The sequence below is a fragment of the Peribacillus sp. N1 genome (assembly GCF_054600815.1).
This window is the reverse complement of sequence record NZ_BAAHZO010000001.1, coordinates 1388457-1414315: the sequence shown is the minus strand read 5'-3', so window position 1 is coordinate 1414315 and position 25859 is coordinate 1388457. Positions and strand designations below refer to the sequence as shown.

Sequence of the window (25859 nt, the reverse complement as noted above, 5' to 3'; positions counted from 1 at the left end):
CTGGCCTTTTTTTAATCTTGTAATTGCGGTAACTTGGATGATTATTTACAGAATCGGAAAGATGATACTGTCATTTTCACTAAAAAGAAGGAATACCTTACAAAATAGGGAGGGAGAAATAACAAGTCCGATTACAAAGTGACTAACAACATCACAACGATCCAGTGGAAAATTAACTTTTTTACCGAGAGAAAACAATAATACCAAAATTGGGGGAAGTAATGAAAATCAATCATTTAAATTTAACTGTTAATGATGTTATAGCTTCACGTGAGTTTTTAGAAACATATTTTGGACTAACATGTGCAGGAAGTCGAGGAGATGGGTTCGCTGCAATGAAAGATGATGATGGCTCCATATTGACTCTAATGAAAGGAAGCGATGTACAATACCCCAAGACATTTCATGTTGGATTCATACAAGAAAATGAAGACAAGTTAACAGGATCAATAAGCGGTTGAAAGATGATGGATACAAGGTAAAACTCCCACAACACTTACACAGATATACTTTCTACGTAGAAGCGCCCGGAGGATTTAATGTTGAAGTACTATGTTAAATTGGAGAAAAAACGCAGTTCTGTGAGGTACGGTGAACCGTATTACAAGTTAAGCATTTAACAACTGAAGTATTCAATGTTTTTCAGCATCAGGCTCATTATAAGAAGCCCAATTCCTCAATTTAAATGGTGAGAAATTGGGCTTTTTATATTGGTATTTTCCTTAACGATGTAAATCTGCATTTTCCTGACGCTACGCCTAAAAGTGACAATAAATTATTAAATATTTAGATATAGACCTCGCTAGAATATTTAATTTGATAATACACAAAGCGGTGGTTTGTAAATATGTAAGGAAAACAAAGGGTAGACAACAAAAGAGTTAAGACAAAACATCTCTGGTAAAATTCTATGTCCATTAATGCGTGAATGGGTTTTGAGTCAGCGGATTGTTACTGGTAAGGGTGTCTTCATGATCCGCAATGTGATCTCTGCTTGTTTTTCCTGAGATGTCACCTCAATCTCTTCTTAGCGTTTTACCTGGGGAGGCGTAAAGGAGGTAGATCGGACGTTGTTCGCATACTAAATCTATTCATGATAAGATAAATAAATCAAATACTAGTAAGGCGGGGTGGAGTCAGTCAATTCTGGCTACTCCCTGCTTTTTTTGCCCACCCGATATTTGGAGGTTTTATTTTGAATGTTATCGTAAATAAATTTAAAAAAATGGGTTACAAGCATGTTTCTTTGTACGCCGTCATAGCACTTTGTTTTGTCGCTTCTATTTTCTTTGTTCATCACAATTATTCATTCTATGAACTTCCAATAGCCAAAGTCATCAAAACAAATCTGGAAAATACAACTGAATTGAATGATATGTATCAAAATGAAGATCGACTATTTACCCAGAGTATAATAGCCGAAATACAAAATGGAGAAGAAAAAGGAAAACTTATTCATTTAAAGAATGAATATTCCTCATCCGGAGCTTATGATCAAGAATATCGAGTTGGAAATGATTTATTTGTTTCGATTGATACAAAGACAGAAGAAAATTCAGAGTTAACTGGAACCATAAAAGACGTAAAGCGTGATAAATTTGTGTTGATTGTAGCATGGGTTTTTATCTTTACATTACTTATTGTTGGAAAAAAGCAAGGCCTGTTTTCAATTATAAGTTTGGCAGTCAATGCCATATTGTTGTCATATGCATTAGATTTTTATTTGAATTCATCAGACATTGGTTTGGTATTGATATGCAGTATAAGTATCATTCTATTTACGGTCTTTTCCCTTTTACTCGTTAACGGTTTTAATGAAAAAACATATGCAGCTATTATTGCGACACTGTTAGGGACTTTTTTATCGCTGTTCATTACTTATCTTGTTATGTGGGTAACTTCCGAAAATGGCCTTCGATATGAAGAGATGCAATTTATCACTCGTCCTTATAAAATGGTGTTTATGGCAGGGTTATTTATCGGATCTTTAGGAGCCGTAATGGATATAGCCATTACCATGTCTTCTTCGATTTTTGGGTTGTATGAAAAGAATAACCACATATCAGTAAAAGCACTTAAAACTTCAGGATTAGAGATTGGAAAAGACATTATGGGAACCATGACAAATATTTTGTTTTTTGCCTATATAAGTGGCTCAATACCTATGATTATTTTGTATTTGAAAAATGCTTCTGCATTGGGATTTACCCTTTCCATGAACCTTACATTGGAATTAGCCCGTGCCCTAGCTGGTGGTATTGGAATCGTGTTAACTATTCCGATAGGTCTATATGTCTCTATTTTTTTCATTAATCGAAAGAGGGAAAGACAATGAATGTATTATTGTTGCTAGCGTTTGTACTATTAATATTGATGGTCTTGATTGGCGGAAAAAAAGGGGCACGTTCATTTTTTGCTTTATTCCTAAACTTTGGTGTGTTACTTTTTACCATCATTTTTATGACAAATCCAAATAATGATCCGTATATCGTAACATTGATTGCATGTACGGTGATTAGTTATATTAATTTATTTTTTATTAACGAAGTGAACAGTACAACAAAAACGGCATTCATTTCTACTATTATCACGATTGTTATAGTACTCTTTTTTATTGTCATTGTGACGGAAAATGCGATGATACAAGGTTTCGGTGAAGAAGAAATAGAAGAGCTTAGCATCTTTTCCCTTTATATTGGAGTAGATTTTGTTAAAATTGGAGCTTCAGTGATTATTATGAGTACTATTGGCGCGATTATCGATACAGCCATGGCCATTTCATCTCCCATGCGAGAAATGTTTCTTCACCATCCATCCATTAGTAAGAAAGATTTATTCGCATTTGGATTAAGTATTGGAAGGGATATCTTAGGTACATCTACGAATACACTATTTTTTGCTTTCTTTGGAGGCTATTTGGCACTGCTTATATGGTTTAAAGATTTATCCTATTCTGTTGGGGAAATCGTAAACTCAAAAATATTTAGTGCTGAAATGATCACTATATTTTGTGCTGGAACAGGTGTAGCCCTGATAATTCCTATTACTGCCTTGATTACTGCTTATTTTTTGGTGAAAAATAGAGAAAATAAAGAGAAAGTTATATAGGTTTCATGGCAATAAGGCTTATGAGCACTCATTTGTATAATAGGAATAAGTCATTGGGTTGTTCCATTAAATCATTGAATGAGTATCCATATGCTCTGCCAAATCCTCTTAACAGTTTATATTTAGTGGAAGAACAACATATAAAATTGCCTATATAGGGGTGGTCAATTTGGGAAAACCAGTTAGACCGAAAAATGGGTGGCGTTACTGCCATTTTAATTCCTCCATAACGTTCATGATGTATATGGTAATAATGAAAAAGCTGACTGCAGAAGCCCGTTCTAGATGGCTCCTGTAATCAGCTTTTCTTTTTTTACCCTAGTATTCAGTTGGTCTAATAGACTCACCGCATGACTGCATTCCGAAATCAAACATGTATATTGAGTTGCTTACGGAGACGCTGCATTTCCGAATTGAAATAGGCTTTGCTGTAATCACATCCGACAATACCTACGATAGTGCCATCATCATCAATGATTGGCGCAAAGCTTGTTTTCCACTCACCGTACCTGTCTTCGTATATGGGAGTAACACCCGCTTTACCATTAAACGCCTGGTAAGCGACATTAACCATTTCCGGGGGACCCATATATTCTTCCCCCGGTTCAATTACAAAGCCCTTGTCGGCAACGAGGTGAATCAGACGTCCATCATCCGTCATGATAAATATAAAGACCCATTCAATTACGCCTTCCTTTTCTTGAATCATGGTAAGTTTTTGTTTTAATTTCTGGGAATAGGAATTTTGCCGGTTCATATTTTTTTGTAGACTGATTACCTCCTCAGCTGGAATGATAGCTGCGGTTACAACAGCTATGGATCGAAGCCGCTGGTTTATTTGTTCTTCTAAAATGGCCCGTTTATCCACTGGTGAAAAGCTTGCCTCTTCAATTTTATTACGTAATTTTTTATATTTCCTGCTCATCGTCGGCTGGCTGACTTCCAATACTTTTGCCGCTAGTTTTAATGATTTGTATTGTTCCATCGCCATATTGATCAGCTGTTCTTCCACAAGGTCGACTGCTTCCTGCAAAGGCATTAGAAAATCGATGACAGGTAGAGAAGTGGGTTTGTTGGGTCCTTTAAAAGGAAGCACCTCTCTAACCAACGCAACATCCACTTCCGGTATTCCGCTAGTAATCACAAGCCTTTCAACTGTATTTTCAAGCTCGCGCACGTTGCCGGGCCATTGATAGATACATAGCAAGTCGATTGCATCCGGTGTGAAAGCTACCTTTCGATTGTATAGTGTATTGTACTTTTGTAGAAAAAACTGAACCAGGTGAGGGATTTCATCTACACGATTCCTAAGCGGCGGAAGATGGATAGGCACGACATGAAGACGATAATATAAGTCTTCTCGGAATTCTCCTTTTTTTACCATTTTTTCGAGCGATTTATTAGTTGCGGCAATCACTTGAATGTCAACAGGGTGTGAGGCCGTGCTCCCAATTGGCGTGACAATGCGCTCCTGAAGGACGCGAAGCAGTTTTACCTGAACATTAAGCGGTAATTCGCCCACTTCATCCAAGAATAAGATACCTTTATGGGCAAGTGTGAATTTTCCCTTGGCGCCGTCTTTCCGAGCGCTGGTAAAAGCCCCTTCTACATATCCGAACAGTTCGCTTTCAATCAGGTTTTCCGGGATGGCGCCGCAATTGACAGGTATAAATGGCCCGTCACTTCTATTACCCATATTATGTATGGCCCTGGCTGCTATTTCCTTTCCTACACCGGATTCCCCCAATAATAGGACTGTTGCGCTGACATCACAAACCATTTGCATTTTATGCAGAACATCAAGCATCGGTTTACTGCGGATCACAAATGGAAAAGATGGCTTCTTCGATTCCAATAAAGGCCCCGATTGCCCCCTTGATGTATCTGGATAAGAATCTATGAGTTCTTTGTAAGCCCAGACCCATGCCCCGGATTCAATCGGGTATGCAGTCATCAGCAGCTCTGGCCCCTGCCATGAAGACTGCATGAAGGATCTTTTTTCATTTTTGCCCATTATCTCTTCTGCAAAGTTTGTAGCAAATAAATCTTGTTCAACATCCTTGATGGAACCTCCGACATTGGCGGATTTGATTGTATGGAATAAGGTATTCCCTGTTCCGGTCGATTTCAGTATTGTGCCATTTTTATCTGTCACAATAAGCTGATCGTAAATAGACAAGAGTGCAGAGGTGAAGTGATCCATTTATGTCTACCTGCCTTTCATTTAACTTCCTAGTTTTATATTACAGAAATTTCACAATTGTTCAATAGTTTCAAAAATGAATATTCTTCCTTTTGAAAACCCTGTTAGCATAGTGTTTTCTGATTGGCATGGTTATTGCAATAAAGTAAAGAGAAGGGACCAGAAAGCATGATTGCAAAGGAGGGAGAAGCGATTTTGAATAAAGAGAATCAGTTTCAACAGAATATCAATTCAGAAGATCCCTTTATTAAAAATCTATATTCAGATTTGAATGAGCGGATCAATGCGTATGAGCAGGATGAAGCCGTGAAAATCGACAAAATGAAATGGAGTGATGCGGCAGGTTCTATTTTTTTCATGATTTTAATCATCGCTTACCTAATCTATTCACTTGCCTAATGTAGTTGTTTCGATCACCCAGAACTATATCAGCCTTATTCCAAGTAATACAATCACTATTCTATAGTTGGGAGAGAAGCGTGTGAGCAAAGAGAATTCCTCCATTTCAAAGGATGTGGCCTTTGGGTTCTTACCGGCAAGTAAAAATGACCGGATTTTTAACCTTCGGGATTTAATTTTAGTTCAAGTTGTTATTGGCCTCTCATCTTTTGGGCTGTTAACTGGTGGATACACAGGGACGATGCTTGACGCGAAGCAGTCACTTGCAGCGATTTTATTCGGTAATGCCTTCCCTATGCTGTTGATAGTTCCCATTACCCTTTATTTTGCGCGTTATGGCATAGACACTTTTGTAGGGTTTCGAAGTTCACTTGGGTATCTAGGATCGAATATCTTTTTCTTTGTTTTTCTTATTTTAACTCTCGGCTATATTTCCATCGCGCTTTTTATGTCCGGCCAGGCGTTAGCAGAGGCGGCTAATTGGATGGGCATGCCCGCGATTTTCTCAAGCCAAGCAACGGGAGCGCCGTTTTTCTCGATTTTGCTTTTCGTCTGTGCATTCCTTGTAACGGTGAGGGGACCGGTAGCGATTCAAAAATATACCGCAGTAGCCGTTCCAGTTTTTATGGTTCTCATGTTTGGCCTGCTCGCAATAGTCTTGTTTGGACAGGGGTTCACGGAAGTGGCTCATATACTTCCTTCTGAGCCATTTGAAACGAGTTCTCGTTCATTCGCGACAGCCCTGGAGTTAAACATTGGTCTCGGCTTTTCATGGCTTCCGTACCTTGGCCAATACAGCCGTTTATCTAAAACAGAAGGAGGAGCATTTAAAGCGGGATTTTACAGCTATGGAATCATCGTCTGTATCGCCGCATTAGTTGGGGCACTTGCTGCATTAGTCACTGGTTCTCTTAATCCTTCTGACTGGATGTTTTCCATCGCAGGAAGTTGGGGCGGCTTCATTGGCTTGATTTTACTTTCGGTAGGGAATGTCGGTGCAGCCATATTCCTTATGTACTCACAAGCTGTCAGCTTTAAAACTGTATTCCCGAAAAAGTCATGGATGATTGCGATGGGTACAACCGTACCGACTATATTCTTACTTCTAAGCTCAACGTTCTACGATGCCTTTGGTTCATTCATTGCTGTCATCTCTTTTATAATGGCTGTTCTCGGCGGGATTGTCGTTGCAGATTACTTCTTTGTAAAGCGCCAACGCATTTCAATAAGGGATTTGTATGACACGCAAGGCTCTTATACCTATTGGAAAGGCATTAACCCTTCGGCCGTTCTCACGGTGGTTATCGGAACGACCGTTTACTGGGCACTCTATAATCCATTGACTTTTGAAGCAAGTGGCTTTTTCCTTTATACAGCTGCCGGAATTCCAACATACTTTGTCGCTTTAGTCACCTACTATGTTTCATCTAAATACATTTTCCGTTATGAAGTTGACATGGAGCGTCCATCCGTGGAATTAAAGGAAGCTAAATAGAAAAAAACTCACTTTAAAGAATCTAGGGAACGAGAGGAGATTGTTCAATGTTTACACAAAGTTTAGATTTCAAAACAACAGATTTAGATACATTCCCATTTCCATTCACTTCAGGTAACTATCGTTATTCAAACGACTTGAAAAAACTCTCAAACGTTAACTGTATTGAAGTTACACCAGAATACAAACTCCAAGTGGAAACGAAGCGTCGTCTCCTTCAAGAACAGCCGCATATAAGGTTTCAATCTTTTTCACACACAATGGAAATGCAATGGGAAGTGTTGGAAATGCTGATTGACATGGCAGCTGATCGCTATCCGGAGCATTTCGAGGTCATTAAAGATGGTGACAACTGGACTTTCAAGAACCACATATTCGGGGAATCCGATTCATTCGTATATGGCGATGCCAGCACGCTTCCAAATGAGCCGCTTGATTATATAGGCCGCCATTTCCATAATGATTTTGTTTTAATGGTTCATCGCGATAGTAATTTCTACTTGGAAGTGGGGCAAGTTTCATACGCTGCACTCTTCTCGGCTAACTGGAATAAAGGCATGTCCTTTGATGAGATCCATGCACCTGTTCCATTCGTATCACGGAAAGGTGATGAACTAGCAGATCGCGTTCGTAAGTTTTTATTATCCATCGAGCCAGGAAAGCCATGGACACGCATTAACTGGAACCTGATGGCGGACCGTTGGGATGTCAACTATGAAACGATGGATGTATGGGGACCGCAGCGCTCTGAAATAACACCGGAAAATGCAGGTAAACTTGTTCGTTTGCGAGTTGAAGAACAAAAATTTTATCGCATGCCACGAAGCAACGCCATTCTATTCGTATTGAATACTCAGTTCCTGCCGCTGGAGGATTTGACAATGCGCCAGGAGTGGTTTGATCTGACATATAGCGTACTGCAGGATATTCCGGAACCTATGGCTGAATACAAAGGAATTGCCCCGTTTCTTTCGCAATCGGTCGAATATTTGAGGAGTATTGATGAAAAACAAAAAAGCGAAGATAAACAATAAGTAGGAGGATAGGGCCTTGTACAATAGTCCAGTATTGTTTGATAAATCCATTACGATCGTAAATAAATTTACTCCTCGGAATGAACGAAGAAAGTTTGTCGTCATTTCTGATCAAGCCGGATATGAAAAGGCGAAAAGTTTCACTTCTGAAATCGCAGGAACAGTGCCTGTTGAATATCTTTCCATTAATGGAATGGAAGATAAAGAGGAGATTAAGAGAGTCATCTTGTCACAAAAGATGGGCACCCAATTTTATATTGCGGCAGCTTGGAACAATGCCGTAATGATCTTCTCGCTCGGGGTGGAAGCTGGTCTATCTGAAGCTGAGATCCAGACGGTGATTATCGGCCCTAAACGGCGGTATGTATATTGCATGAAATGTTTCGAAGTGTCGGAAATCGCAGAAGAAGCCGAGATTGCAGAATGTGACCATTGCAAAGCCAGTCTTGAAATAGGACCATTTTATTCAATCGTACGGGAAGGTTATATTGGTTACCCATTCATCCCAATCGGAAAAGAAGAAGTAGGGAGCTGATCATCATGCGGGTAGTAGGAAATATTCAAATGAAAGTAAACAAGATCATTCAAGAAACTCCATTCGTAAAACAGTTCGAATTGATTCCAGTTGATGGAAAACCATTGCCTGCTTTTACTGGCGGTTCGCATTTGACCACTTTCATGCCAGTAGGGGATACGATAATCGAGCGAGAATATTCCCTTATCAGCAACCCAAGGGACCGTAAAAAATATGCTATTTCCATTCGGCGTGATGAGGCGTCACGCGGAGTTTCCGCTTTCTGGCATGATCATGTAACAATAGATTCCAGATTGGAAGTCAGCTTCCCTAAAAACAACTTCCCTCTCAGCTTTCGAGCTAAGCATCATGCATTTTATGCAGCTGGAATCGGCATCACTCCATTTCTGGCAATGATGGAAGATATGGCTGCCGAAGGACAAACCTTCGAACTCCATTATGCAGCACGCACACCGGAATTATGTGCTTTTTATGATCTGTTGAAAGCCAAATATCCTGATCAATGCACCTTTTATTTTTCGCAGGCAGAAGATAAACGCAGAATGATGCCTGAGACGATGATGGATCATCGCATTGGCACGCATGTATATTTTTGCGGACCAATCGAGATGGTACAAGAGTACCGAAAAGCTGCCAGTTCATATGGTTATCCGGAACATGCGATTCACTTTGAATTATTTGCTACAAAACATGACGGGCCGCATGAACCTTTCATTGTCGACCTTACAGACAGCGATCGGTCCATCCGTGTTCATGAAGGTGAAACACTGCTTGATGCGCTTTTAAGGGAAGGCATTGATGCACCTTATTCTTGTAAGGTGGGCGGGTGCGGAAGTTGTGAGGTGGATGTTGCAGAAGGTGAAGTGGATCACCGTGATTTCTTCCTTAGCGAAGAAAACCGCCAAACACGCAACTCAATCCTGACATGCTGCTCACGTGCGAAGGACGACAGACTTGTTATAAAACTTTAACGGTTCCTTAAAGATAAAACTAAAAAATAATGAAAACCGGGGGAATAAAACATGACAATTTTAGAAACGGCAGTTTTAGAGCTTAAAAATTACATCGACGGTAAGTGGCAGACCTCATCTTCAAATGAAGTAATCCCAGTAATCAACCCTGCAACACAGGAAGTCATTGCAAGGGCTCCGCGTGCCACCAAGGAAGATACAGAAAAGGCAATCTCAGTTGCAAAGGCAGCTTTTGAAAGTGGAATCTGGTCAGGCCTAACAGCACAGGAGCGTGCTTCCTACCTATATAAAATCGCTGATAAAATAGATGAACGTGCTGAAGAGTTAACGATTCTCGAAACAATGGACAATGGGAAACTTAAAGCAGAGGCAGGTTTCGATATTGCCGATGCCGCCGCGTGTTTCCGTTACTATGCTGGTTTGGTGCTTCATCCAGAAGGGGAAACTTATCAAGTTCCCGCTCCAGTACAAGCGATGGTTGTTCGTGAGCCAGTAGGTGTAGCCGGTTTGATTGTACCTTGGAATTTTCCTCTTCTAATGAGTGTCTGGAAAATCGCACCGGCCCTTGCGGCAGGTAACACCATTGTATATAAACCGGCTGAAGTGACACCTGTTACAGCAATGAAATTATTTGAAATACTAGAGGAAGTAGGCATCCCTAAAGGTGTCGCTAATATGGTGATGGGCCGCGGCACTGTTGTCGGTCAAACCATTGCAGAAAGCAAGGATGTGGACATTGTTTCATTTACAGGAAGTACGGATGTTGGCCGAACAATCATGAGGGCGGCCGCGGGCAACTTAAAGAAAATTTCACTTGAGCTTGGCGGTAAATCACCTAATATCGTTTTTGCAGATGCAGATTTAGAGACGGCCGTCGATTACGGATTATTCGGCATCTTTTTCGGTGCCGGTCAAGTATGTTCATCAGGCAGCCGCATTCTGGTTGAGGAAAGTATTTATGATGAATATGTAAAACGCTATGTGGAACGCGCAAATAAAATCAAAGTAGGACCTGGCCTTGCGGAGGACAGCAACATGGGAGCAATTGTCAGCGAAGCGCAAATGAATAGCATTTTGAACTATATTGAAATCGGCAAACAGGAAGGTGCGACACTTGCAGCTGGCGGTTACCGTCTTGTTGATGAAGACCTTGACAAGGGATACTTCATTGCACCGACTGTATTCACCGATGTAACACCTGACATGCGCATCGTACAGGAGGAAATTTTCGGTCCGGTCGTTGTCATTCAAAAGTTTAAAGATGAAGAAGAAGCTATTAAACTTGCAAATGATACAGATTACGGCCTTGCAGGCGGCGTCTTCACTAACGATGGGGCAAAAGGATTGCGAGTGATCAAGAAGGTACGGGCAGGCATCACATGGGTTAATGATTATCATCCAACATATGTCGAAGCGCCATGGGGCGGTTACAAACAGAGCGGGATTGGACGCAGTTTAGGAAAATACGGCTTGGATGAATACCAGGAAATTAAACAAATCAACATTAATCTCGATGTAAAACCGGTCGGCTGGTTTCCAAATTAAGCATCTGATTAGAAAGGAAGCAAATTACTATCTTTAATCAAATCAAAAAACCTAATCCAAATAAGTATTAAGTTTCAGTTTGGCTACAAAATGGGGTTAGGAGTCCGATTAGAGAGAATGTTTTTTTACTGTAATCCTCATTGGATTGAAGAGATTTGCGACACTCCTGCCTAATTACTGGCTAGTCATGACCCTATAGGCGCTTGCTTTTATGAGGCTTGGCAGACAAGTCGGCGGAAAGGGAGCGGATTTCCCGAAAGGGTTATGTGTAATGATTTCCACTCCAGGCACTCGCTTTCCGCGGGCGGTCCGGGAGCCTCCTCGGCTGTTCGCCTGCGGGGTCTCCCTTGGCCACGCTTTTCCCGCAGGAGTCTCGTACCTTACGTTCCAATCAACCGGAACTACTTTTTAAGAAATATTTTAGGGAAACTGGCTCTTCTTCTCCAATTCGTTTACAGTCTGGCGGTCTCCACTCCTGTCGAAATACTGTCTGCCGAGACCCCACAGGCGCTTGCTTTGATGAGGCTTGGCAGACAGTCGGCGGAAAGGGAGCGGATCTCTGAAATCAGCTGCAACTTTTTTCAATAAAAAAAGCTGCAGGCAAACTGAGTTTTCATCGAGTTTGTCTACAGTCTGAAACCTAATCCAAATACGGATTAGGTTTTTTCAAACTGTAGAGAAGCTTTTTAAAGCACTTAACAAATGATCTTAAGCTTCAACTGAGAATTAAAAAATCTCAAGGAATGAGCCATTTCGCAGGCATTTTTATTATACAACAAAAGGACAAAATTTCCTGAGATGAGTGAAAATGGATTTGAGCATAAAAAACACCATTGATATGATAAAAGTAACATACAAATGCTATTTATCGTTTTAAACAGAAATAGGATATTGAGATTGAAACGTTTTTACCGGTGTAGCATTTATTCTTGGTGTCGTTGATTGTCGTACATAGTATCATTAAAAAGAAATGGACATTACATAATGCTCACACAATATAAGTTAATAAGTTTATTGCCTTCTTTAATTTGAAAAGACTAGGAAGCCGCCAGAACTTTCAAAAAGTCTTCAATCAAGGAGGAAGTGCTCTATCAAATATTAAAGACCAGTCAGGGAGTGGATATTGATGACTAAGTTTTATTCGGATATGACAGTGGAGGAAGCGATATCATGTTTCCCGATAGGAAGCACTGAAGTGGAAGTTTTGGATGATTCAGAGGATTTCATCGGATTTTTGACTATAGAGGCGCTATCTGCAGCAGTGCAGCAGAGTGATTTGACGAAGCCAATTTCTCATTTCATTACCGTTAATGCACCGCTGCAAAATTTACGGAATTACTCAATACCCTATGAACAATTTCAAGCATTCTTCGAGAGTGATTTATGCAAGGTTGTATTTAATGCCCTGTATGATGGGGTGTATATCACGGATGGTGATGGAACGACATTATTTATCAATCAAGCGTATCAGCGTATTACTGGAATAAGAGAAGAGGAAATCATCGGAAAACCAATGAGTTATTTAATTGAGCAAGGCATGATATCCGTTTCTGCTTCATTGGACTCCATTCGAACGAAGAATCAAGTTACTTTGACACAAAGAATTCGAAATGGAAGAAAGATCATCGTATCGGCCACACCTATTCTATCGCCACAGAATGAAGTCATATTTGTCATTAATAGTGTTAGGGATATTACTGAATTAATCCGGATGAAGTATACGATTGACAGCCAAAAGTTATCTTTCCAACCTATTTCTCAATTATTGCCTGGCTCGGAACAGGTGAATTTACAGGAAATAATCATTGGTCCCTCCACAACTCCTTTATTCAATTTGGCTGATAAAGTAGCTAAAACGGATGCGAAAATCTTGTTACAGGGGGAAACGGGAGTAGGGAAGAGTTTAATCGCCAAGTACATACATGCCAAAAGCTCCAGGAAGGAAAAAATTTTCCTTGAATTAAATTGCGGAGCCATTCCAGCGAACTTGGTGGAATCTGAACTTTTTGGATATGAACCCGGGGCATTTACCGGATCCCTTAAGAATGGGAAAATGGGGATTTTTGAGAAAGTGAATGGTGGCACGTTATTTTTGGATGAAATTGGGGATTTACCTTTAGAGCTACAGGTAAAACTTTTGAAAGTGGTAGAAGAAAACAAGTTTATGAGAGTTGGTTCTACCGAAATGAAAGAAGTGGATGTCAGGTTAATTACAGCCACCCATCGCGATCTGGCCTCCCTCGTGCAAGAAGGATCTTTCCGTGAAGATCTTTATTACCGGCTTAATATCGTTTCCTTTGAAGTCCCGCCTTTACGCCAGCGAAAGGAAGAAACGATCCCGCTTTTAGAAATGTATTTGAAAAAATTCAATGAAAAATATGATGAAAAGAAAAAGATGACACCGGAATGCTATGAATGGCTGACGAACTATTCGTGGCCTGGCAATATACGTGAGCTTGCGAGTCTTGCAGAGCGGCTGGTCGTCACGACATATGATGATACGATTGATTTGCCTAATTTACCATCTTTCATCCAGCCGGTCTTATCAAAAAAAACGACAACACATTCTTTGAAGGAAGCCGTTTCCGAACTGGAGCGTTCCCTGATCCTGAATGCGATGAAGAAGTATGGGACTACAAGGGCCGCTGCCATCTCTTTGGATATCAGTCAAAGCGCTTTGGTGCAAAAAATGAAAAAATTTCACATGCGATTAGAAAACGAATCGAATTAGTTTATTTGATTTGTTTTCCACTCATTATTTATACTGTTACCCATGAAAAAAAGGTTATCCCCCTTATGAATTAAGCGTTTTCAAACTTTGGCATGATTCCTGCATTAGTAAATACATGAAAGGGGAGATAACCATGAATATTTCTATTTTTTCTATGGCTAACAAATTGGTGACAGGAGCAGATTCTTTACAGCAGCTGACTGATGAGGTTACGCGATTAGGGATGAAGAATCCGTTGATCGTTACAGATAAAGTTTTAGTGGGTGCTGGGGTTGTACAAAGGGTTGAGGATTTACTTTCTGCAGAATGTGGTATTTTCTCGGATGTGAATCCAGAACCGGAAATTGAAATCGTTGAGCAATGTGTACGGTCAATCAAGGATGGAAAACATGATGGACTGATTGCGGTAGGCGGTGGAAGTGCGATGGATATTGCGAAAGCCTCTTCCGTCATGGCTACGAATTCAGGCAGCATCGAGACATATTTCGGTACGAACTTGATTGAAGTCCCAGGTCTACCTTTAATAGCCATACCGACGACGGCAGGAACCGGGTCAGAAGTGACGAATATTTCGATTTTATCGGACAAGAAAGAAATGGTTAAGAAGGGAATTGTAAGTCCGTATCTTTTACCGGATGTAGCGATTGTATCGCCCGTCATGACGCTGACTTGCCCGCCAAGTGTGACTGCTGCGAGTGGAGTGGATGCACTTGTTCATGCGGTCGAGGCTTATATTTCCAAATTTGCTTCGCCCGTTACGGATGCTTTGGCAATTGGGGCCATGAAGTTAATCGCAAAAAATTTACCAAAGGCTTATGCTGCGCCAGATAATCTGGAAGCACGGGAAGCGATGATCACTGGAAGCCTAATGGCAGGATTAGCTTTTGGAAATGCTGGTGTTGGAGCTGTTCATGCTTTAGCTTATCCTCTTGGAGGCCGCTTCCATTTATCACATGGAGTCAGCAATTCATTATTACTGCCATTTGTGATGAAGTGGAATAAAATTGCATGTTTGGAAAGGTTCCGCGAGATTGCTGAAGCACTTGGAGAGAAAGTCAATCATTTAAATGATGATGAGGCAGCGGATAAGGCTATAGAAGCGATGACCAGAATATGCCGTTATGTTGATATACCAGAGTCACTAAGTGAATTTGACATTCCTGAATCGGCTTTAAGTGAAATGGCTGCCGAGGCCATCAAACAAGTCCGTTTACTTCGCAATAATCCCCGTGCATTAAACGTCCGGGATATCGAAAAAATTTACCGTTCAGCCTATGGCTTTTAAGTGGAGGAAACAACATGAAATGGAAAAACCGTCGCTATGGAGAAGAGACATCGTATATACCTGCGGGACCTTTTAAAATTAGACTGCCATTTGTCCATTATCGTTTTGAGTGGCCTGACTATGTTCAAGGCTTATTGATGTGTGCAGTTGATCTTGGAGCTATTACACTGCTTGCAGACCATCTTGGTATGCCTTTTGATGTGGCTCTAGCCGTCGTTGTCTTGAATGGATTATTATACTTGGCGCATCATTTACTCGGGGACCCTGTTATACCAGGATGGATTACACCTGCGGTTCCATTGCTTGTATTGTTCGTCGGGCAATTTCCCGAAGGACCTGATCGGGTCTATGCTCTCGTTGCATTTCAACTAACATTAGGTATTTTATCAATATTGCTAGGAATGACCGGACTTGCCAGTAAGGTCGTGCGATTAGTGCCGAATGCAATCAAATCAGGCATCATTTTAGGAGCGGGTATTGGTGCTGTCGTTTCCATTTTTGAAGTGGGTGGAAAGTTTGATTTATTTCCTTATACAATAAGCATTTGTATCGGCTTTGCCTTTTATCTGCTTTTTTCGAAAAGTTTTGGAAAATTGAAAATGCGAAACAAAGTTTGGATATTCATAGGCAATTTAGGGATATTGCCAGCAATCTTACTTGCTGTATTTGTAGCCCCCATTTTTGGAGAAGCAAAATGGCCTGATATCCAATGGGGATTCAGCAGTCCGGATTTTGCTACGCTTTGGTCAGACTATACTGTTTTTGGTTTAGGTTTTCCCGCCTTGACCTTCTTTTTAAGTGCGATTCCAGCTGTTTTCGCTACTTATTTAGTCGTATTCGGGGATGTGCTCAAAACGAAAGCGCTGCTTTCTGAATCCGATGAGGTCAGGGAAGATGAAAAAGTGGACTATAATCCAAACAGAGCCCATTTAATTTTTGGTGGCCGGAATGTGATCATGAGTTTTATCGGACCCGATATAACAATGTGCGGTCCGTTGTGGGCAGCCATGCAGGTCGTGGTTGTGGAGCGATTCAAGAATGGCAAGAAAGCCATGAATTCTTTCTTCGGCGGTGCCGGCTCGTTCCGTTGGGGTACGAATACAGGGTTATTCTTATTGCCGGTAGTAAGCCTGGTGGAACCAATTCTCGGTGTGGCCTTGGCCTTGACGCTTTTGGTTCAAGGATATGTTAGCGTACGCGTAGGCGTCATGCAGGCAAAGAGCCAACGCGACCTGGGAATTGCAGGAGTCGTAGCTGCCATCCTTGTTATAAAAGGTGCTGGAATGGCGTTTGCAGCAGGAATTTTATTATGTGCCCTTTTATATGGCAAGGACTTTTTCAAAGGTGAAAATGATAAGACATTTACAGATCATGAAGAAGAAGAAGAGGAGATTAAAGCAGGATGAAAAAAGTAGCGGAAAAATGGCCAATTTATATAAACGGCGAATCTATTCATACAGAAAGTCATTTTGTAGTGGAAAACCCAGCAACGTTGGAGCCTGTGGGCTATGTTCCGGACGCTAATGAAAAAGAGGCAAAGGCTGCAGTGGATGCAGCTCAGGCTGCTTTTCATACTTGGTCGAAAACAAGTTCATACCATAGGGCGGAATTACTTGAGAAGTGGTACACGATCATTGAGAACAGGCTGGATGAACTCGCAACGATCATGACATTGGAGCAAGGAAAGCCATTAGCAGAGGCAAAAGGTGAAATGAAATATGCTTCAAGTTTCGTGAAATGGTACGCTGAAGAAGCAAAGCGCAACTACGGGGAAATCATACCAGCCTCCGTTGCATCAAAGCGTATTTTAGTGCAAAAGCAGGCAGTCGGTGTCGTTGCTGCCATTACCCCGTGGAATTTTCCTGCTGCCATGATCACGAGGAAAGTGGCGCCAGCCCTTGCCGCAGGATGTACCGTGGTCATCAAACCAGCGGAACAAACACCTTTGACCGCTTTGCTATTAGTTGAAAGTGCCCATGAAGCAGGCATTCCGGCAGGCGTGATGAATATTGTAACTACACAGAAACCGAGAGATATATCAGACGTGTGGATGAATGATTCACGTGTTAAAAAGATCACATTTACCGGCTCCACTCCTGTAGGGAAACATCTAATGAAAAAAGCCGCAGAAACAGTAAAAAAAGTCTCGCTTGAACTCGGTGGATTGGCTCCGTTCATCATTGCTGAGGATGCGAATATCGAAGAAGCTGTAAATGGTTTGATTCAATCAAAATTCCGGAATGCTGGACAAACATGTATTTGTGCGAATCGAATTTTCGTCCATGAAACAATCGAACAGCCGTTTTTACAAGCTTTTGAAGAAGCCGTTTTAACTTTGAAGGTTGGAAATGGAATGGAAGGAAACGATCTTGGTCCATTGATAGATGGAGCCGCAGTAAAAAAAGTTCAGCTTCAATTAGAGGATGCTGCAAGTAAAGGGGCTATCATCCATAACACCTCAAAAGTCGATGAAAAACAAGGCCATTTTATCGCACCAGCCATACTTTCCAATGTAACGGATGATATGCTGTGCATGCAGGAAGAAACGTTTGGGCCAATTGCGCCAGTCAGTACATTCAAAACCGATAAAGAAGCGATAGATCGTGCCAATAATACGAATTTTGGCTTGGCAGCTTATGTGTATACCGAGTCATTAAATAAGGCAGTTGCCTATTCGGATGCTCTTGAATATGGGATTGTCGGTATTAATGACAGTGCCCCATCCACTGCCCAAGCACCATTTGGAGGAATGAAGGAAAGTGGTTTAGGCAGGGAAGGGGGACACTTTGGCATGGATGAATATTTAGAAGTGAAGTATGTATCCATGCAGCTTGGCCAGTAAAATAAAACAGAAGAGTCCGCGATGATTCTTCAGGTTCAAAAAAGAGTGGAAGGCACATCAAATATCGATGTGCCTTCCACTCTTTTTAAATGGTTAAAAAGTATTTTTATGCTCCTTCAGATATGAAGGAGGGAAGGTCATGCTTCCTAGGATGACATCGAAGTCAGCACCGGTAGCCTTGGGGACGTTACTCGTATTACCATGGAAAGTCTCATTTGCAAGTAATGCAAAGGCCACTGCTTCCTTCGCTTCAGAAGAGTACCCCAACTCTTCTTGAGTCAAAACTTGAATAGAATTTCCAAGCAGTGATTGAATCATATTTAATAACGTTTTGTTATAGCTGCCTCCGCCGCCAATTATCACTTCTTCAATATTGGTTTTTGGAAAGATGAATTTTCGATAGTTCTCCACAATCGACTTTGCTGTAAACATCGTTACTGTAGCTAAAATATCATGACTGGGAAGTGATTCAAACATCTTTAATAGTTTTACTACATATTGCTTGCCAAATAATTCCCTGCCAGTTGATTTTGGCGGAGGGCTCATAATATAAGGATGGCTGATACAATAAGATAAAAGTTCGTCATTAATTTGTCCTTGTTTAGCTATGTTACCACCTTCGTCATAGCTAATATTGAACAATTGGCGGCATACTTCATCAATGATCATATTCCCAGGCCCTGTATCAAAGGCATACATGTCATTCAGAGATGCCTGCTTGGGTAAGACGGTTACATTTCCAATGCCCCCTATGTTTTGAAGTAATCTTCCCTTCGTTTCACTTCTATAAAGAATGTATTCGGTAAAAGGAACAAGAGGAGCTCCTTGTCCACCAGCAGCCATGTCCATCGTACGGAAATCAGAGATTACAAGTGTGTTTGTATCGTGAGCAATTACTGCAGCTTCCCCAATTTGCAAAGTGGAGGGTATATAATTTTGTTCTTTTAAAGGCTGGTGGTAAATGGTTTGTCCATGGGATCCAATAAGATCCAGTTTATTTATGGGAAATCCAGCTTTATGACAAACTTCCTTTACTGCATTGGCAAATAATTTTCCTAATTTAAAATTCAAACTGCATATTAACTGCACATTGGATGTTTCTGCAGATAAAGACTGCATAATTTCTTTTTCAATATCTTTTGGAAAAGGGCATGTCATGAACTCAATCATTTCCATTTCAGTCTCGAGTCCACTATTATTCACCCGAACAAGTGCAGCATCAATTCCATCCAGTGATGTTCCGGACATTAATCCAACTATGTACATCGTCATTCCACCTACTTCAATTCTTTTATAATCCTGACTTAGCATCATATGCAGCAGTGTATGCTGCCATTGTTCACTGAGATATAACACTTAAGCTATAAAGCTATTTCTTGAAGATCATTTTACTTTTATATAAATCTGCCTAGTTTGTTTACTTTCATTGTGGGTACGGTCCAATGCTGTCACAACATATGTGTAAGTCTTGCCTTTTTCTACACTGCCATCATTAAACAATTGACTTGTATTTTCTTTATGCACTGTGGCAAGTAAGTTCGTTGAGTCTTCTATGTTTCCTTTTTTCTTCCCTTCAAAACGATAAATGGCATAATAGGATGCATCTGATTGCTTGTGATCTTGAATTTCAAATTGTATTCCATCTCCTGCTTGTGTTGCCTTGCTCACCTTTGGAGCCTTTGGGGCATGATCATCAATCCAAGGCATGGCTGGAACCAATGCGGGATGCTTATAAATATCCCCGCTTAACCGATCCGCTATCCCAAGGGGGTTTTTCCGTAAATCTTTGGCACTGAAATGCATGCTTCCATCAAATTCCTTATATGTTCGGTTCAGTTTTAACTGGTTTGGCATTTCTTCAGGATTAAACCAGTTTTGTACACCATTGGACTCTGTATTAATTTTATAGTCTCCTTGTCCAATATAGAGTTGAACATTTTTACCTTCGACTTCTTTTGTCCACCAATCAAGAAGTTTGGCATAGTCAGCTACCGGCAGTCCTATATTCCAATATAATTGAGGGGCAATATAATCAATGTATCCATTATTGATCCACGTTCTGGTATCCGCATATAAATCATCATAATTCGTTTGTCCAGCGGCAGTGTCAGATCCTGTGGGATCAACTGCTTTGTTGCGCCAAACTCCAAATGGACTTATACCAAACTTCACATATGATTTTTCTGCCTTGATTTCTTCATTTATATGCTTAACAAGGTTATTTACATTATCCCTGCGCCAATCTTCTACATTTGTAAATCTATCTTCTCCATATTTTTGATAGGAATGTTCATCTGGGAAAGGAACTCCTGCAATCTTGTAAGGATAGAAATAATCGTCCATATGGACTGCATCGATATCATAATTCTTAACAACTTCCATTATTCCATCGATCACAAACCGTTGTACGCCAGGAATGCCTGGGTCAAAGTACAATTGTTGTCCATATGGTATGACCCAATCCGGGTGCTTTCTAGCAGGATGAGATTCTGGAAGATTATCAATATCCGATATTTCAGCTGTTTTACCTAAAGGCATAGTAATGCGGTATGGATTAAACCACGCATGAAATTCCATATTACGCTCATGTGCTGCTTCTACCATGAATGCAAGAGGGTCATACCCAGGATCTTTTCCTTGGACTCCTGTTAAATATTTTGACCAAAGACCGTATTCAGAAGGATAAAAAGCATCAGCAGTGGGTTTAATTTGCATAACGACAGCATTCATCCCCATTGCTTTTTGTTCATCCAAATATTTTATGAATTCTTCTTTCTGTGCTGATATGGATAAACCAGGTTTGGAAGGCCAGTCAATATTTAACACACTTGCAATCCAAGTTGCGCGCAGTTCCTGTTTTACATAAGTCGTTGTTTGAGGAATTGTCCCAGATTCTGCATTTGCTTTCAAATCAGCTGGAAGGAGAAGTGATCCCCCCACCAAAGCGGCTAGAGCCAATGAACCCAATTTTTTCTTAGTAATCCTTTCATTCATCAATAGTACAACCTCATTTCATTACTAATATTTATATTTAATTATTTGTAAGCGTTAACAAATAATGAATATATGAATTTGTCATCTATGAATAGTTAGATAAGATCCACAATAAATAGAATCGTAGGTTTGGTTCACTAAATGGCTACTCGGTTTACATTTTTTATTTTTAGTAGAAAGCTAACATTCAATCAATCAATTTAGGTATCTTACTTTTATTTTAAAATTAAATTTTAAAAATGTATATACAATATTGAAATTAATTTTTAATAGTGATATATTCTCTATAGCAAATAAAGTTTCACCACTTTCACCACTGAAATAAAAAAGGATGATATGTATGCTTGAGCATTTAACGACAGAGCGTCGTAATGAAAAGACCATGAGTTTAGATGAAATGGGGACACTGGAATTTTTAGAGGTGATGAACGAAGAAGACATTAAAGTTGCCCATTGTGTAAAAAAAGAACTTCCGCAAATTTCTAAAGCCGTGGAGATGATCGTTGAAGCCATGAATAAAAACGGCAGATTAATTTACATGGGTGCAGGAACAAGCGGGCGCATCGGTTTATTGGATGCAGTAGAATGTCCCCCAACATTCAATACCGATCCGAGTGAAGTAGTGGGTCTTATAGCTGGTGGGGAAAAGGCTTTCATTAAGGCGGTTGAAGGTGCTGAAGACAGTTTTGAATTAGGTCCTGAAGATTTGAAGAAAATCGAATTAACAAACAGGGATGTCGTAGTGGGCATTGCAGCTAGTGGACGCACTCCATATGTTATTGCTGGATTGGAATATGCCAATCAAGTTGGTGCAGGAACTGTGTCGATAAGCTGTAACAAAGGTTCTGAGATAGGTAAGATGGCAAAAGTTGCGATTGAAGTTGTAAACGGGCCTGAAGTCCTGACGGGTTCTACACGTTTAAAAGCTGGAACATCGCAAAAGTTAGTATGCAACATGCTTTCCACCGCCTCAATGGTTGGAGTTGGAAAAGTTTATGGTAATTTAATGGTAGATTTACAGTTAACTAATGAAAAGCTGGTTGAACGTGCAAAACGTATTATCATGGATGCTACTGACTGTAGCTATGAAATTGCAGATGAATACTTAGAAAAGGCACATGCCCAGCCTAAAATTGCAATTGTCATGATTTTAACGAATGTATCATATGAAGAAGCCTCAAATCGTTTAGTGAAAGCACAAGGATTCATAAGAAAAACGATTTAACGCTTTTAATAAAAAAAATAAAAAAATTGGAGGAACAAAGAATGAAAGTATTATTCGTATGCTCAGGTGGAATGTCTAGTGCAATCGTTGTAAGCGCTTTAAAAAAGGAAGGAGAAAAACAGGGTGTAACCATAGAAGTATTGGCAGTCGGCACTCAAGAATTTGATGCAGAAGTACGAAATGGCTGGGATGTTGCAATGGTAGCTCCGCAAGTCAAACATCGTTTCGATGGCTTTAAGGCATCGGCAGATGAAGCGGGCGTCCCATGTGAAGCCATTCCAGCCCAAGCTTACAGCCCTCTTGGCGGACCTAAACTATTAAAACTGGTAACGGAACTAGCAAAATAATAAACTAATTACTATTTCTTTTCACTAAACGTAAAAGGGGAAAACACGAATGGACAAGTTTGTAGCTTTTTTAGAAAATAATCTTTCAACACCTATGGCTAAATTGTCTGAGCAAAAACATTTACGCGCGATTCGGGATGGTGTGGTTTCTGCGTTACCTTTCATCATCTTTGGAAGTTTATTCTTGATCATTGCATTTCCGCCCGTTGCAGCAGATACTGCATTAGGTGAATGGTCTGCAAAACATATCGCTGAAATTTTAATACCATATCGATTAACGATGTTTATCATGACGCTATATATTACTTTTGGTATAGGCTACAGTTTATCTCAAAGCTATAAACTTGACCCGCTATCTGGAGGTTTACTATCATTAGCAGCCTTCTTGTTCACAATTGGTGTAAAGATGATGGATGATGTGGGGTTTGTTTTGCCAATGACAAATCTCGGAGGCCATGGTCTTTTTGTAGGAATGATTGTATCCATTTTTGCTGTCGAAATTTTACGTCTTTGTAAGACCAAGAATATCACGATTAAAATGCCTGATTCTGTTCCAACTTCAGTGGCCCGTTCATTTGAAGCATTAATACCAGTTTCAATTGTACTGCTTGTCATGACTTTAATTACAGTTGTTTTTGCTGTTGATTTACATTCACTTGTTGATAAAGCGGTTGCACCACTCATCAGTGCAGGCGATACATTGCCAGGTGTATTAATTCCAGTATTTTTGATTACATTCTTTTGGTCATTTGGTATTCATGGCGTTTCAGTAGTAGGTGCCGTAGCTCGTCCGGTATGGGAAGTATACTTGGGGAATAACTCGGCAGCAGTTGCAGCTGGAAAGGCAATTCCCCACATAGCTCCTGAAACATTCTTCCAATGGTTTATTTGGATTGGTGGGTCTGGTGCAACCTTGGGTTTGGTAATAGCCATGCTCTTAACGGCAAAATCCACCTATAGTAAAGCAATGGGGAAAGCAACAATTGTCCCAAGCATTTTTAACATCAATGAACCTGTTATCTTTGGGATGCCGATTGTATTGAACCCGGTACTTATTATTCCATTTATCATTACACCGCTAATTGGTGCGACACTTGCATATATAGCAACATCCATCGGACTTGTGAACCCGACATATGTAATGGTTCCCTGGACATTGCCCGCTCCAATAGGTGCCTACCTTTCAACAGGCGGTGATTGGAGAGCCGTTGTTCTCGTGATGGTGAATTTAACAATTTCAGTCCTTATTTATCTGCCATTCTTTAAGATGTACGATAAAAAGCTTCTAGCGCAGGAAAACGTGGTAGAAACAACGGATAATCAAAATATCGCTTTATAAGGAATACCTAAAAGGGAGTTTGGGACTAAATGCTCCAAACTCCTTTTATAAATTGAGGGGGTAAAGGATATGAATTCAACATCCAGAATTCACTTTTTTAGTTACAAAAGTGCCTTTCTATTTTTTAGCTTCATTCTTGTTTTTAATTTTATCTTTAACGGATTAATGGATGCCTTTGAAATAAATAAACAATTATCACTGTACTTGGGAAATACCTTTGCCATAAGCGCAGGATTGACGATGGTTGTTTGTTTTGTTGAAGGTAAGTTTAAAAACAAGAAACATGCATCACTATTATTCTTGTCTTTATTAGCGGTGAGCGCACTGATTTGCTATGTAATAATCTATAAATGAAAATTCAGATTAGCTAACTATGAGGTGTTAGGGGAATGGAAATGAAAAAAGGGTTGAAGATTGCCACAATTGGTGGAGGCTCCAGTTATACACCAGAATTAATAGAAGGTTTTATTAAACGATATGATGAGTTGCCAATTAGGGAACTGTGGTTAGTGGATATTGAGGCAGGAAAAGAAAAACTGGAGATTGTAGGAACCTTAGCAAAACGGATGGTTGAAAAAGCAGGACTTCCAATGGAAATACATCTAACGTTAGACCGCCGGCAAGCCTTGCAAAATGCCGATTTTGTCACGACGCAAATGAGAGTGGGATTACTTGATGCACGAATCAAGGACGAGCGGATCCCGTTGGAATTAGGATTGATTGGTCAAGAAACAAACGGTGCAGGAGGATTGTCCAAAGCATTACGAACTATACCTATTATTCTGGAAATTGCAGAAGAAATGCAGGAGCTCTGCCCTGATGCTTGGTTAATTAACTTCACAAACCCAGCGGGGATGGTAACGGAAGCCCTTCTCCGCTACAGCAAGCATAAAAAAGTCATTGGGGTATGCAATGTTCCATTTAATATGCATATGTCTATTTCTAGCATGCTTGGTGTGGATAGGAAGAGAGTTCATATAGATTTCGCCGGGTTAAACCACATGGTATTCGGGATGCATGTATTCGTTGATGATCAAGAAGTAACAGATAAAGTGCTTGAAATGCTTGGCAATCCTGAGATTCAGCTGACGATGAAGAATATTGCCCCATTGGCTTGGAACAGAAGATTTTTGAAATCCTTAGGAGTGGTGCCTTGCCCGTACCATCGTTATTATTACAAAACAAAAACGATTTTAGAAGAAGAATTGGAAGCATTCAAAACAGGGGAAACTCGAGCTGAAATTGTGAAAAGATTAGAAGAAGGTTTGTTTCACCTATACAAGGATGAGACCCTTGACATCAAGCCTCCGCAATTAGAGCAGCGCGGTGGAGCTTACTACAGTGATGCAGCGTGTAACGTCATTTCTTCTATTTATAATGATAAAAAAGACATTCAAGTGCTAAATGTACAAAACAATGGATCGCTTACTGATATTGATTATGATTCAGCAGTAGAAGTAAGCTGTATCGTCACGAAGAATGGACCAATTCCTTTGGCTATGGGGAAATTACCCATACAAGTGCATGGCTTAATCCAACAAATCAAATCATTTGAAAGAATTGGTGCAGAGGCAGCCGTTACAGGTTCTTATGATAAAGCATTATTGGCTTTAACGATTAACCCGCTTATTCCAAGTGATGACCTGGCGGAAATCGTTTTACAAAAACTTTTAAAAGCGCATGAAGAATACTTACCGCGATTCTTCAGTGAAAGTGCTGTTCCGACCATCAAGTGAATGGTGTTTTAAACAGTGAATATGGATTACAGTAATCCAATGAACCTTCATAATCTAACATAAAATAGGA

General features: G+C 40.3%; 21 protein-coding genes and 1 pseudogene. 19 read left to right on the top strand and 3 right to left on the bottom strand.

Features of this window, described 5'->3' with window-relative positions; genetic code table 11:
• Positions 1–221: 221 nt before the first annotated feature.
• The 4 genes and pseudogenes from ACYP5M_RS06760 (at position 222) to ACYP5M_RS06745 (ending at position 3406) form a co-directional block, all read left to right on the top strand.
• Positions 222–559 (top strand): annotated as a pseudogene (locus ACYP5M_RS06760) (VOC family protein).
• 636 nt (positions 560–1195) lie between these two features.
• The gene (locus tag ACYP5M_RS06755; RefSeq protein WP_452444950.1) at positions 1196–2335 is read left to right on the top strand and encodes a YibE/F family protein; all 1140 of its coding nucleotides are present in this window, start codon (positions 1196–1198) and stop codon (positions 2333–2335) included.
• Complete coding sequence (locus tag ACYP5M_RS06750; protein ID WP_434167262.1) at positions 2332–3108, top strand: YibE/F family protein; 777 nt, start codon at positions 2332–2334, stop codon at positions 3106–3108. Before ACYP5M_RS06755 ends, ACYP5M_RS06750 begins: the two co-directional genes overlap by 4 nt.
• Before the next feature lie 169 nt (positions 3109–3277).
• On the top strand, positions 3278–3406 hold the full coding sequence (locus tag ACYP5M_RS06745) for a hypothetical protein (RefSeq protein ID WP_452444949.1): 129 nt from the start codon (positions 3278–3280) through the stop codon (positions 3404–3406).
• A 69-nt stretch (positions 3407–3475) separates the two neighbouring features.
• Here the strand turns inward: ACYP5M_RS06745 and ACYP5M_RS06740 are convergent, their stop codons facing one another.
• Complete coding sequence (locus tag ACYP5M_RS06740; protein WP_452444948.1) at positions 3476–5311, bottom strand: sigma 54-interacting transcriptional regulator; 1836 nt, start codon at positions 5309–5311, stop codon at positions 3476–3478.
• Positions 5312–5479: 168 nt separating this feature from the next.
• On the opposite strand from ACYP5M_RS06740, the gene ACYP5M_RS06735 reads away from it, so the two are divergent.
• The 10 genes from ACYP5M_RS06735 to ACYP5M_RS06690 all read left to right on the top strand — a co-directional run bounded on the left by ACYP5M_RS06735 (position 5480) and on the right by ACYP5M_RS06690 (position 18148).
• Entirely contained in the window at positions 5480–5710 is a 231-nt protein-coding gene (locus ACYP5M_RS06735) for a hypothetical protein (RefSeq protein WP_459734811.1), read from the top strand.
• Between the two features lie 82 nt (positions 5711–5792).
• Positions 5793–7205 carry a purine-cytosine permease family protein gene (locus ACYP5M_RS06730; RefSeq protein ID WP_230176887.1) on the top strand — a complete coding sequence of 471 codons (1413 nt, stop codon included), beginning with the start codon at positions 5793–5795 and terminating at the stop codon, positions 7203–7205.
• A gap of 47 nt (positions 7206–7252) precedes the next feature.
• On the top strand, positions 7253–8239 hold the full coding sequence (locus ACYP5M_RS06725; RefSeq protein WP_101222305.1) for a heme-dependent oxidative N-demethylase family protein: 987 nt from the start codon (positions 7253–7255) through the stop codon (positions 8237–8239).
• 16 nt (positions 8240–8255) lie between these two features.
• On the top strand, positions 8256–8774 hold the full coding sequence (locus tag ACYP5M_RS06720; protein WP_459734810.1) for a hypothetical protein: 519 nt from the start codon (positions 8256–8258) through the stop codon (positions 8772–8774).
• Positions 8775–8779: 5 nt separating this feature from the next.
• On the top strand, positions 8780–9745 hold the full coding sequence (locus ACYP5M_RS06715; protein WP_459734809.1) for a PDR/VanB family oxidoreductase: 966 nt from the start codon (positions 8780–8782) through the stop codon (positions 9743–9745).
• 51 nt (positions 9746–9796) lie between these two features.
• Positions 9797–11290, top strand: a complete 1494-nt coding sequence (locus ACYP5M_RS06710) for an aldehyde dehydrogenase family protein (RefSeq protein ID WP_260358942.1) — start codon at positions 9797–9799, stop codon at positions 11288–11290.
• Positions 11291–12416: 1126 nt separating this feature from the next.
• A complete protein-coding gene (locus tag ACYP5M_RS06705; RefSeq protein ID WP_452444944.1) occupies positions 12417–14021 on the top strand; it encodes a sigma-54 interaction domain-containing protein in 1605 nt (534 codons plus the stop codon).
• A 133-nt stretch (positions 14022–14154) separates the two neighbouring features.
• On the top strand, positions 14155–15306 hold the full coding sequence (locus tag ACYP5M_RS06700) for an iron-containing alcohol dehydrogenase (protein WP_459734808.1): 1152 nt from the start codon (positions 14155–14157) through the stop codon (positions 15304–15306).
• A 14-nt stretch (positions 15307–15320) separates the two neighbouring features.
• Positions 15321–16712, top strand: a complete 1392-nt coding sequence (locus ACYP5M_RS06695; RefSeq protein ID WP_230176884.1) for a DUF3360 domain-containing protein — start codon at positions 15321–15323, stop codon at positions 16710–16712.
• The gene (locus tag ACYP5M_RS06690) at positions 16709–18148 is read left to right on the top strand and encodes an NAD-dependent succinate-semialdehyde dehydrogenase (protein ID WP_459734807.1); all 1440 of its coding nucleotides are present in this window, start codon (positions 16709–16711) and stop codon (positions 18146–18148) included. Before ACYP5M_RS06695 ends, ACYP5M_RS06690 begins: the two co-directional genes overlap by 4 nt.
• 93 nt (positions 18149–18241) lie before the next feature.
• Here the strand turns inward: ACYP5M_RS06690 and anmK are convergent, their stop codons facing one another.
• A complete protein-coding gene (gene anmK, locus ACYP5M_RS06685; protein ID WP_459734806.1) occupies positions 18242–19414 on the bottom strand; it encodes an anhydro-N-acetylmuramic acid kinase AnmK in 1173 nt (390 codons plus the stop codon).
• Between the two features lie 117 nt (positions 19415–19531).
• Positions 19532–21142 (bottom strand): glycoside hydrolase family 10 protein, encoded by a 1611-nt coding sequence (locus tag ACYP5M_RS06680; protein ID WP_459734805.1) that lies wholly within the window; start codon positions 21140–21142, stop codon positions 19532–19534.
• A gap of 340 nt (positions 21143–21482) precedes the next feature.
• Here ACYP5M_RS06680 and murQ point away from each other — a divergent pair, with 340 nt between their 5' ends.
• From murQ to ACYP5M_RS06655, 5 genes are all read left to right on the top strand, one after another.
• Complete coding sequence (murQ, locus tag ACYP5M_RS06675) at positions 21483–22367, top strand: N-acetylmuramic acid 6-phosphate etherase (RefSeq protein WP_459734804.1); 885 nt, start codon at positions 21483–21485, stop codon at positions 22365–22367.
• Between the two features lie 41 nt (positions 22368–22408).
• A complete protein-coding gene (locus ACYP5M_RS06670; protein WP_061463755.1) occupies positions 22409–22714 on the top strand; it encodes a PTS sugar transporter subunit IIB in 306 nt (101 codons plus the stop codon).
• A 49-nt stretch (positions 22715–22763) separates the two neighbouring features.
• The gene (locus tag ACYP5M_RS06665) at positions 22764–24053 is read left to right on the top strand and encodes a PTS sugar transporter subunit IIC (protein WP_101222295.1); all 1290 of its coding nucleotides are present in this window, start codon (positions 22764–22766) and stop codon (positions 24051–24053) included.
• Positions 24054–24122: 69 nt separating this feature from the next.
• Positions 24123–24407: a hypothetical protein gene (locus ACYP5M_RS06660; protein ID WP_101222294.1), complete on the top strand. Its 285-nt coding sequence runs from the start codon at positions 24123–24125 to the stop codon at positions 24405–24407.
• A 35-nt stretch (positions 24408–24442) separates the two neighbouring features.
• Positions 24443–25789 carry a 6-phospho-beta-glucosidase gene (locus ACYP5M_RS06655; protein WP_290370116.1) on the top strand — a complete coding sequence of 449 codons (1347 nt, stop codon included), beginning with the start codon at positions 24443–24445 and terminating at the stop codon, positions 25787–25789.
• Positions 25790–25859 lie beyond the last annotated feature (70 nt).

Coding starts and splice junctions, on each gene's coding strand:
- ACYP5M_RS06660 (WP_101222294.1), top strand. CDS start 24,123: ATGAATTCAACATCCAGAATTCACTTTTTTAGTTACAAAAGTGCCTTT.
- ACYP5M_RS06740 (WP_452444948.1), bottom strand. CDS start 5,311: ATGGATCACTTCACCTCTGCACTCTTGTCTATTTACGATCAGCTTATT.
- ACYP5M_RS06700 (WP_459734808.1), top strand. CDS start 14,155: ATGAATATTTCTATTTTTTCTATGGCTAACAAATTGGTGACAGGAGCA.
- anmK (WP_459734806.1), bottom strand. CDS start 19,414: ATGTACATAGTTGGATTAATGTCCGGAACATCACTGGATGGAATTGAT.
- ACYP5M_RS06695 (WP_230176884.1), top strand. CDS start 15,321: ATGAAATGGAAAAACCGTCGCTATGGAGAAGAGACATCGTATATACCT.
- ACYP5M_RS06680 (WP_459734805.1), bottom strand. CDS start 21,142: ATGAATGAAAGGATTACTAAGAAAAAATTGGGTTCATTGGCTCTAGCC.
- ACYP5M_RS06690 (WP_459734807.1), top strand. CDS start 16,709: ATGAAAAAAGTAGCGGAAAAATGGCCAATTTATATAAACGGCGAATCT.
- ACYP5M_RS06705 (WP_452444944.1), top strand. CDS start 12,417: ATGACTAAGTTTTATTCGGATATGACAGTGGAGGAAGCGATATCATGT.
- ACYP5M_RS06715 (WP_459734809.1), top strand. CDS start 8,780: ATGCGGGTAGTAGGAAATATTCAAATGAAAGTAAACAAGATCATTCAA.
- ACYP5M_RS06735 (WP_459734811.1), top strand. CDS start 5,480: ATGATTGCAAAGGAGGGAGAAGCGATTTTGAATAAAGAGAATCAGTTT.
- ACYP5M_RS06725 (WP_101222305.1), top strand. CDS start 7,253: ATGTTTACACAAAGTTTAGATTTCAAAACAACAGATTTAGATACATTC.
- ACYP5M_RS06665 (WP_101222295.1), top strand. CDS start 22,764: ATGGACAAGTTTGTAGCTTTTTTAGAAAATAATCTTTCAACACCTATG.
- ACYP5M_RS06670 (WP_061463755.1), top strand. CDS start 22,409: ATGAAAGTATTATTCGTATGCTCAGGTGGAATGTCTAGTGCAATCGTT.
- ACYP5M_RS06750 (WP_434167262.1), top strand. CDS start 2,332: ATGAATGTATTATTGTTGCTAGCGTTTGTACTATTAATATTGATGGTC.
- ACYP5M_RS06710 (WP_260358942.1), top strand. CDS start 9,797: ATGACAATTTTAGAAACGGCAGTTTTAGAGCTTAAAAATTACATCGAC.
- murQ (WP_459734804.1), top strand. CDS start 21,483: ATGCTTGAGCATTTAACGACAGAGCGTCGTAATGAAAAGACCATGAGT.
- ACYP5M_RS06655 (WP_290370116.1), top strand. CDS start 24,443: ATGGAAATGAAAAAAGGGTTGAAGATTGCCACAATTGGTGGAGGCTCC.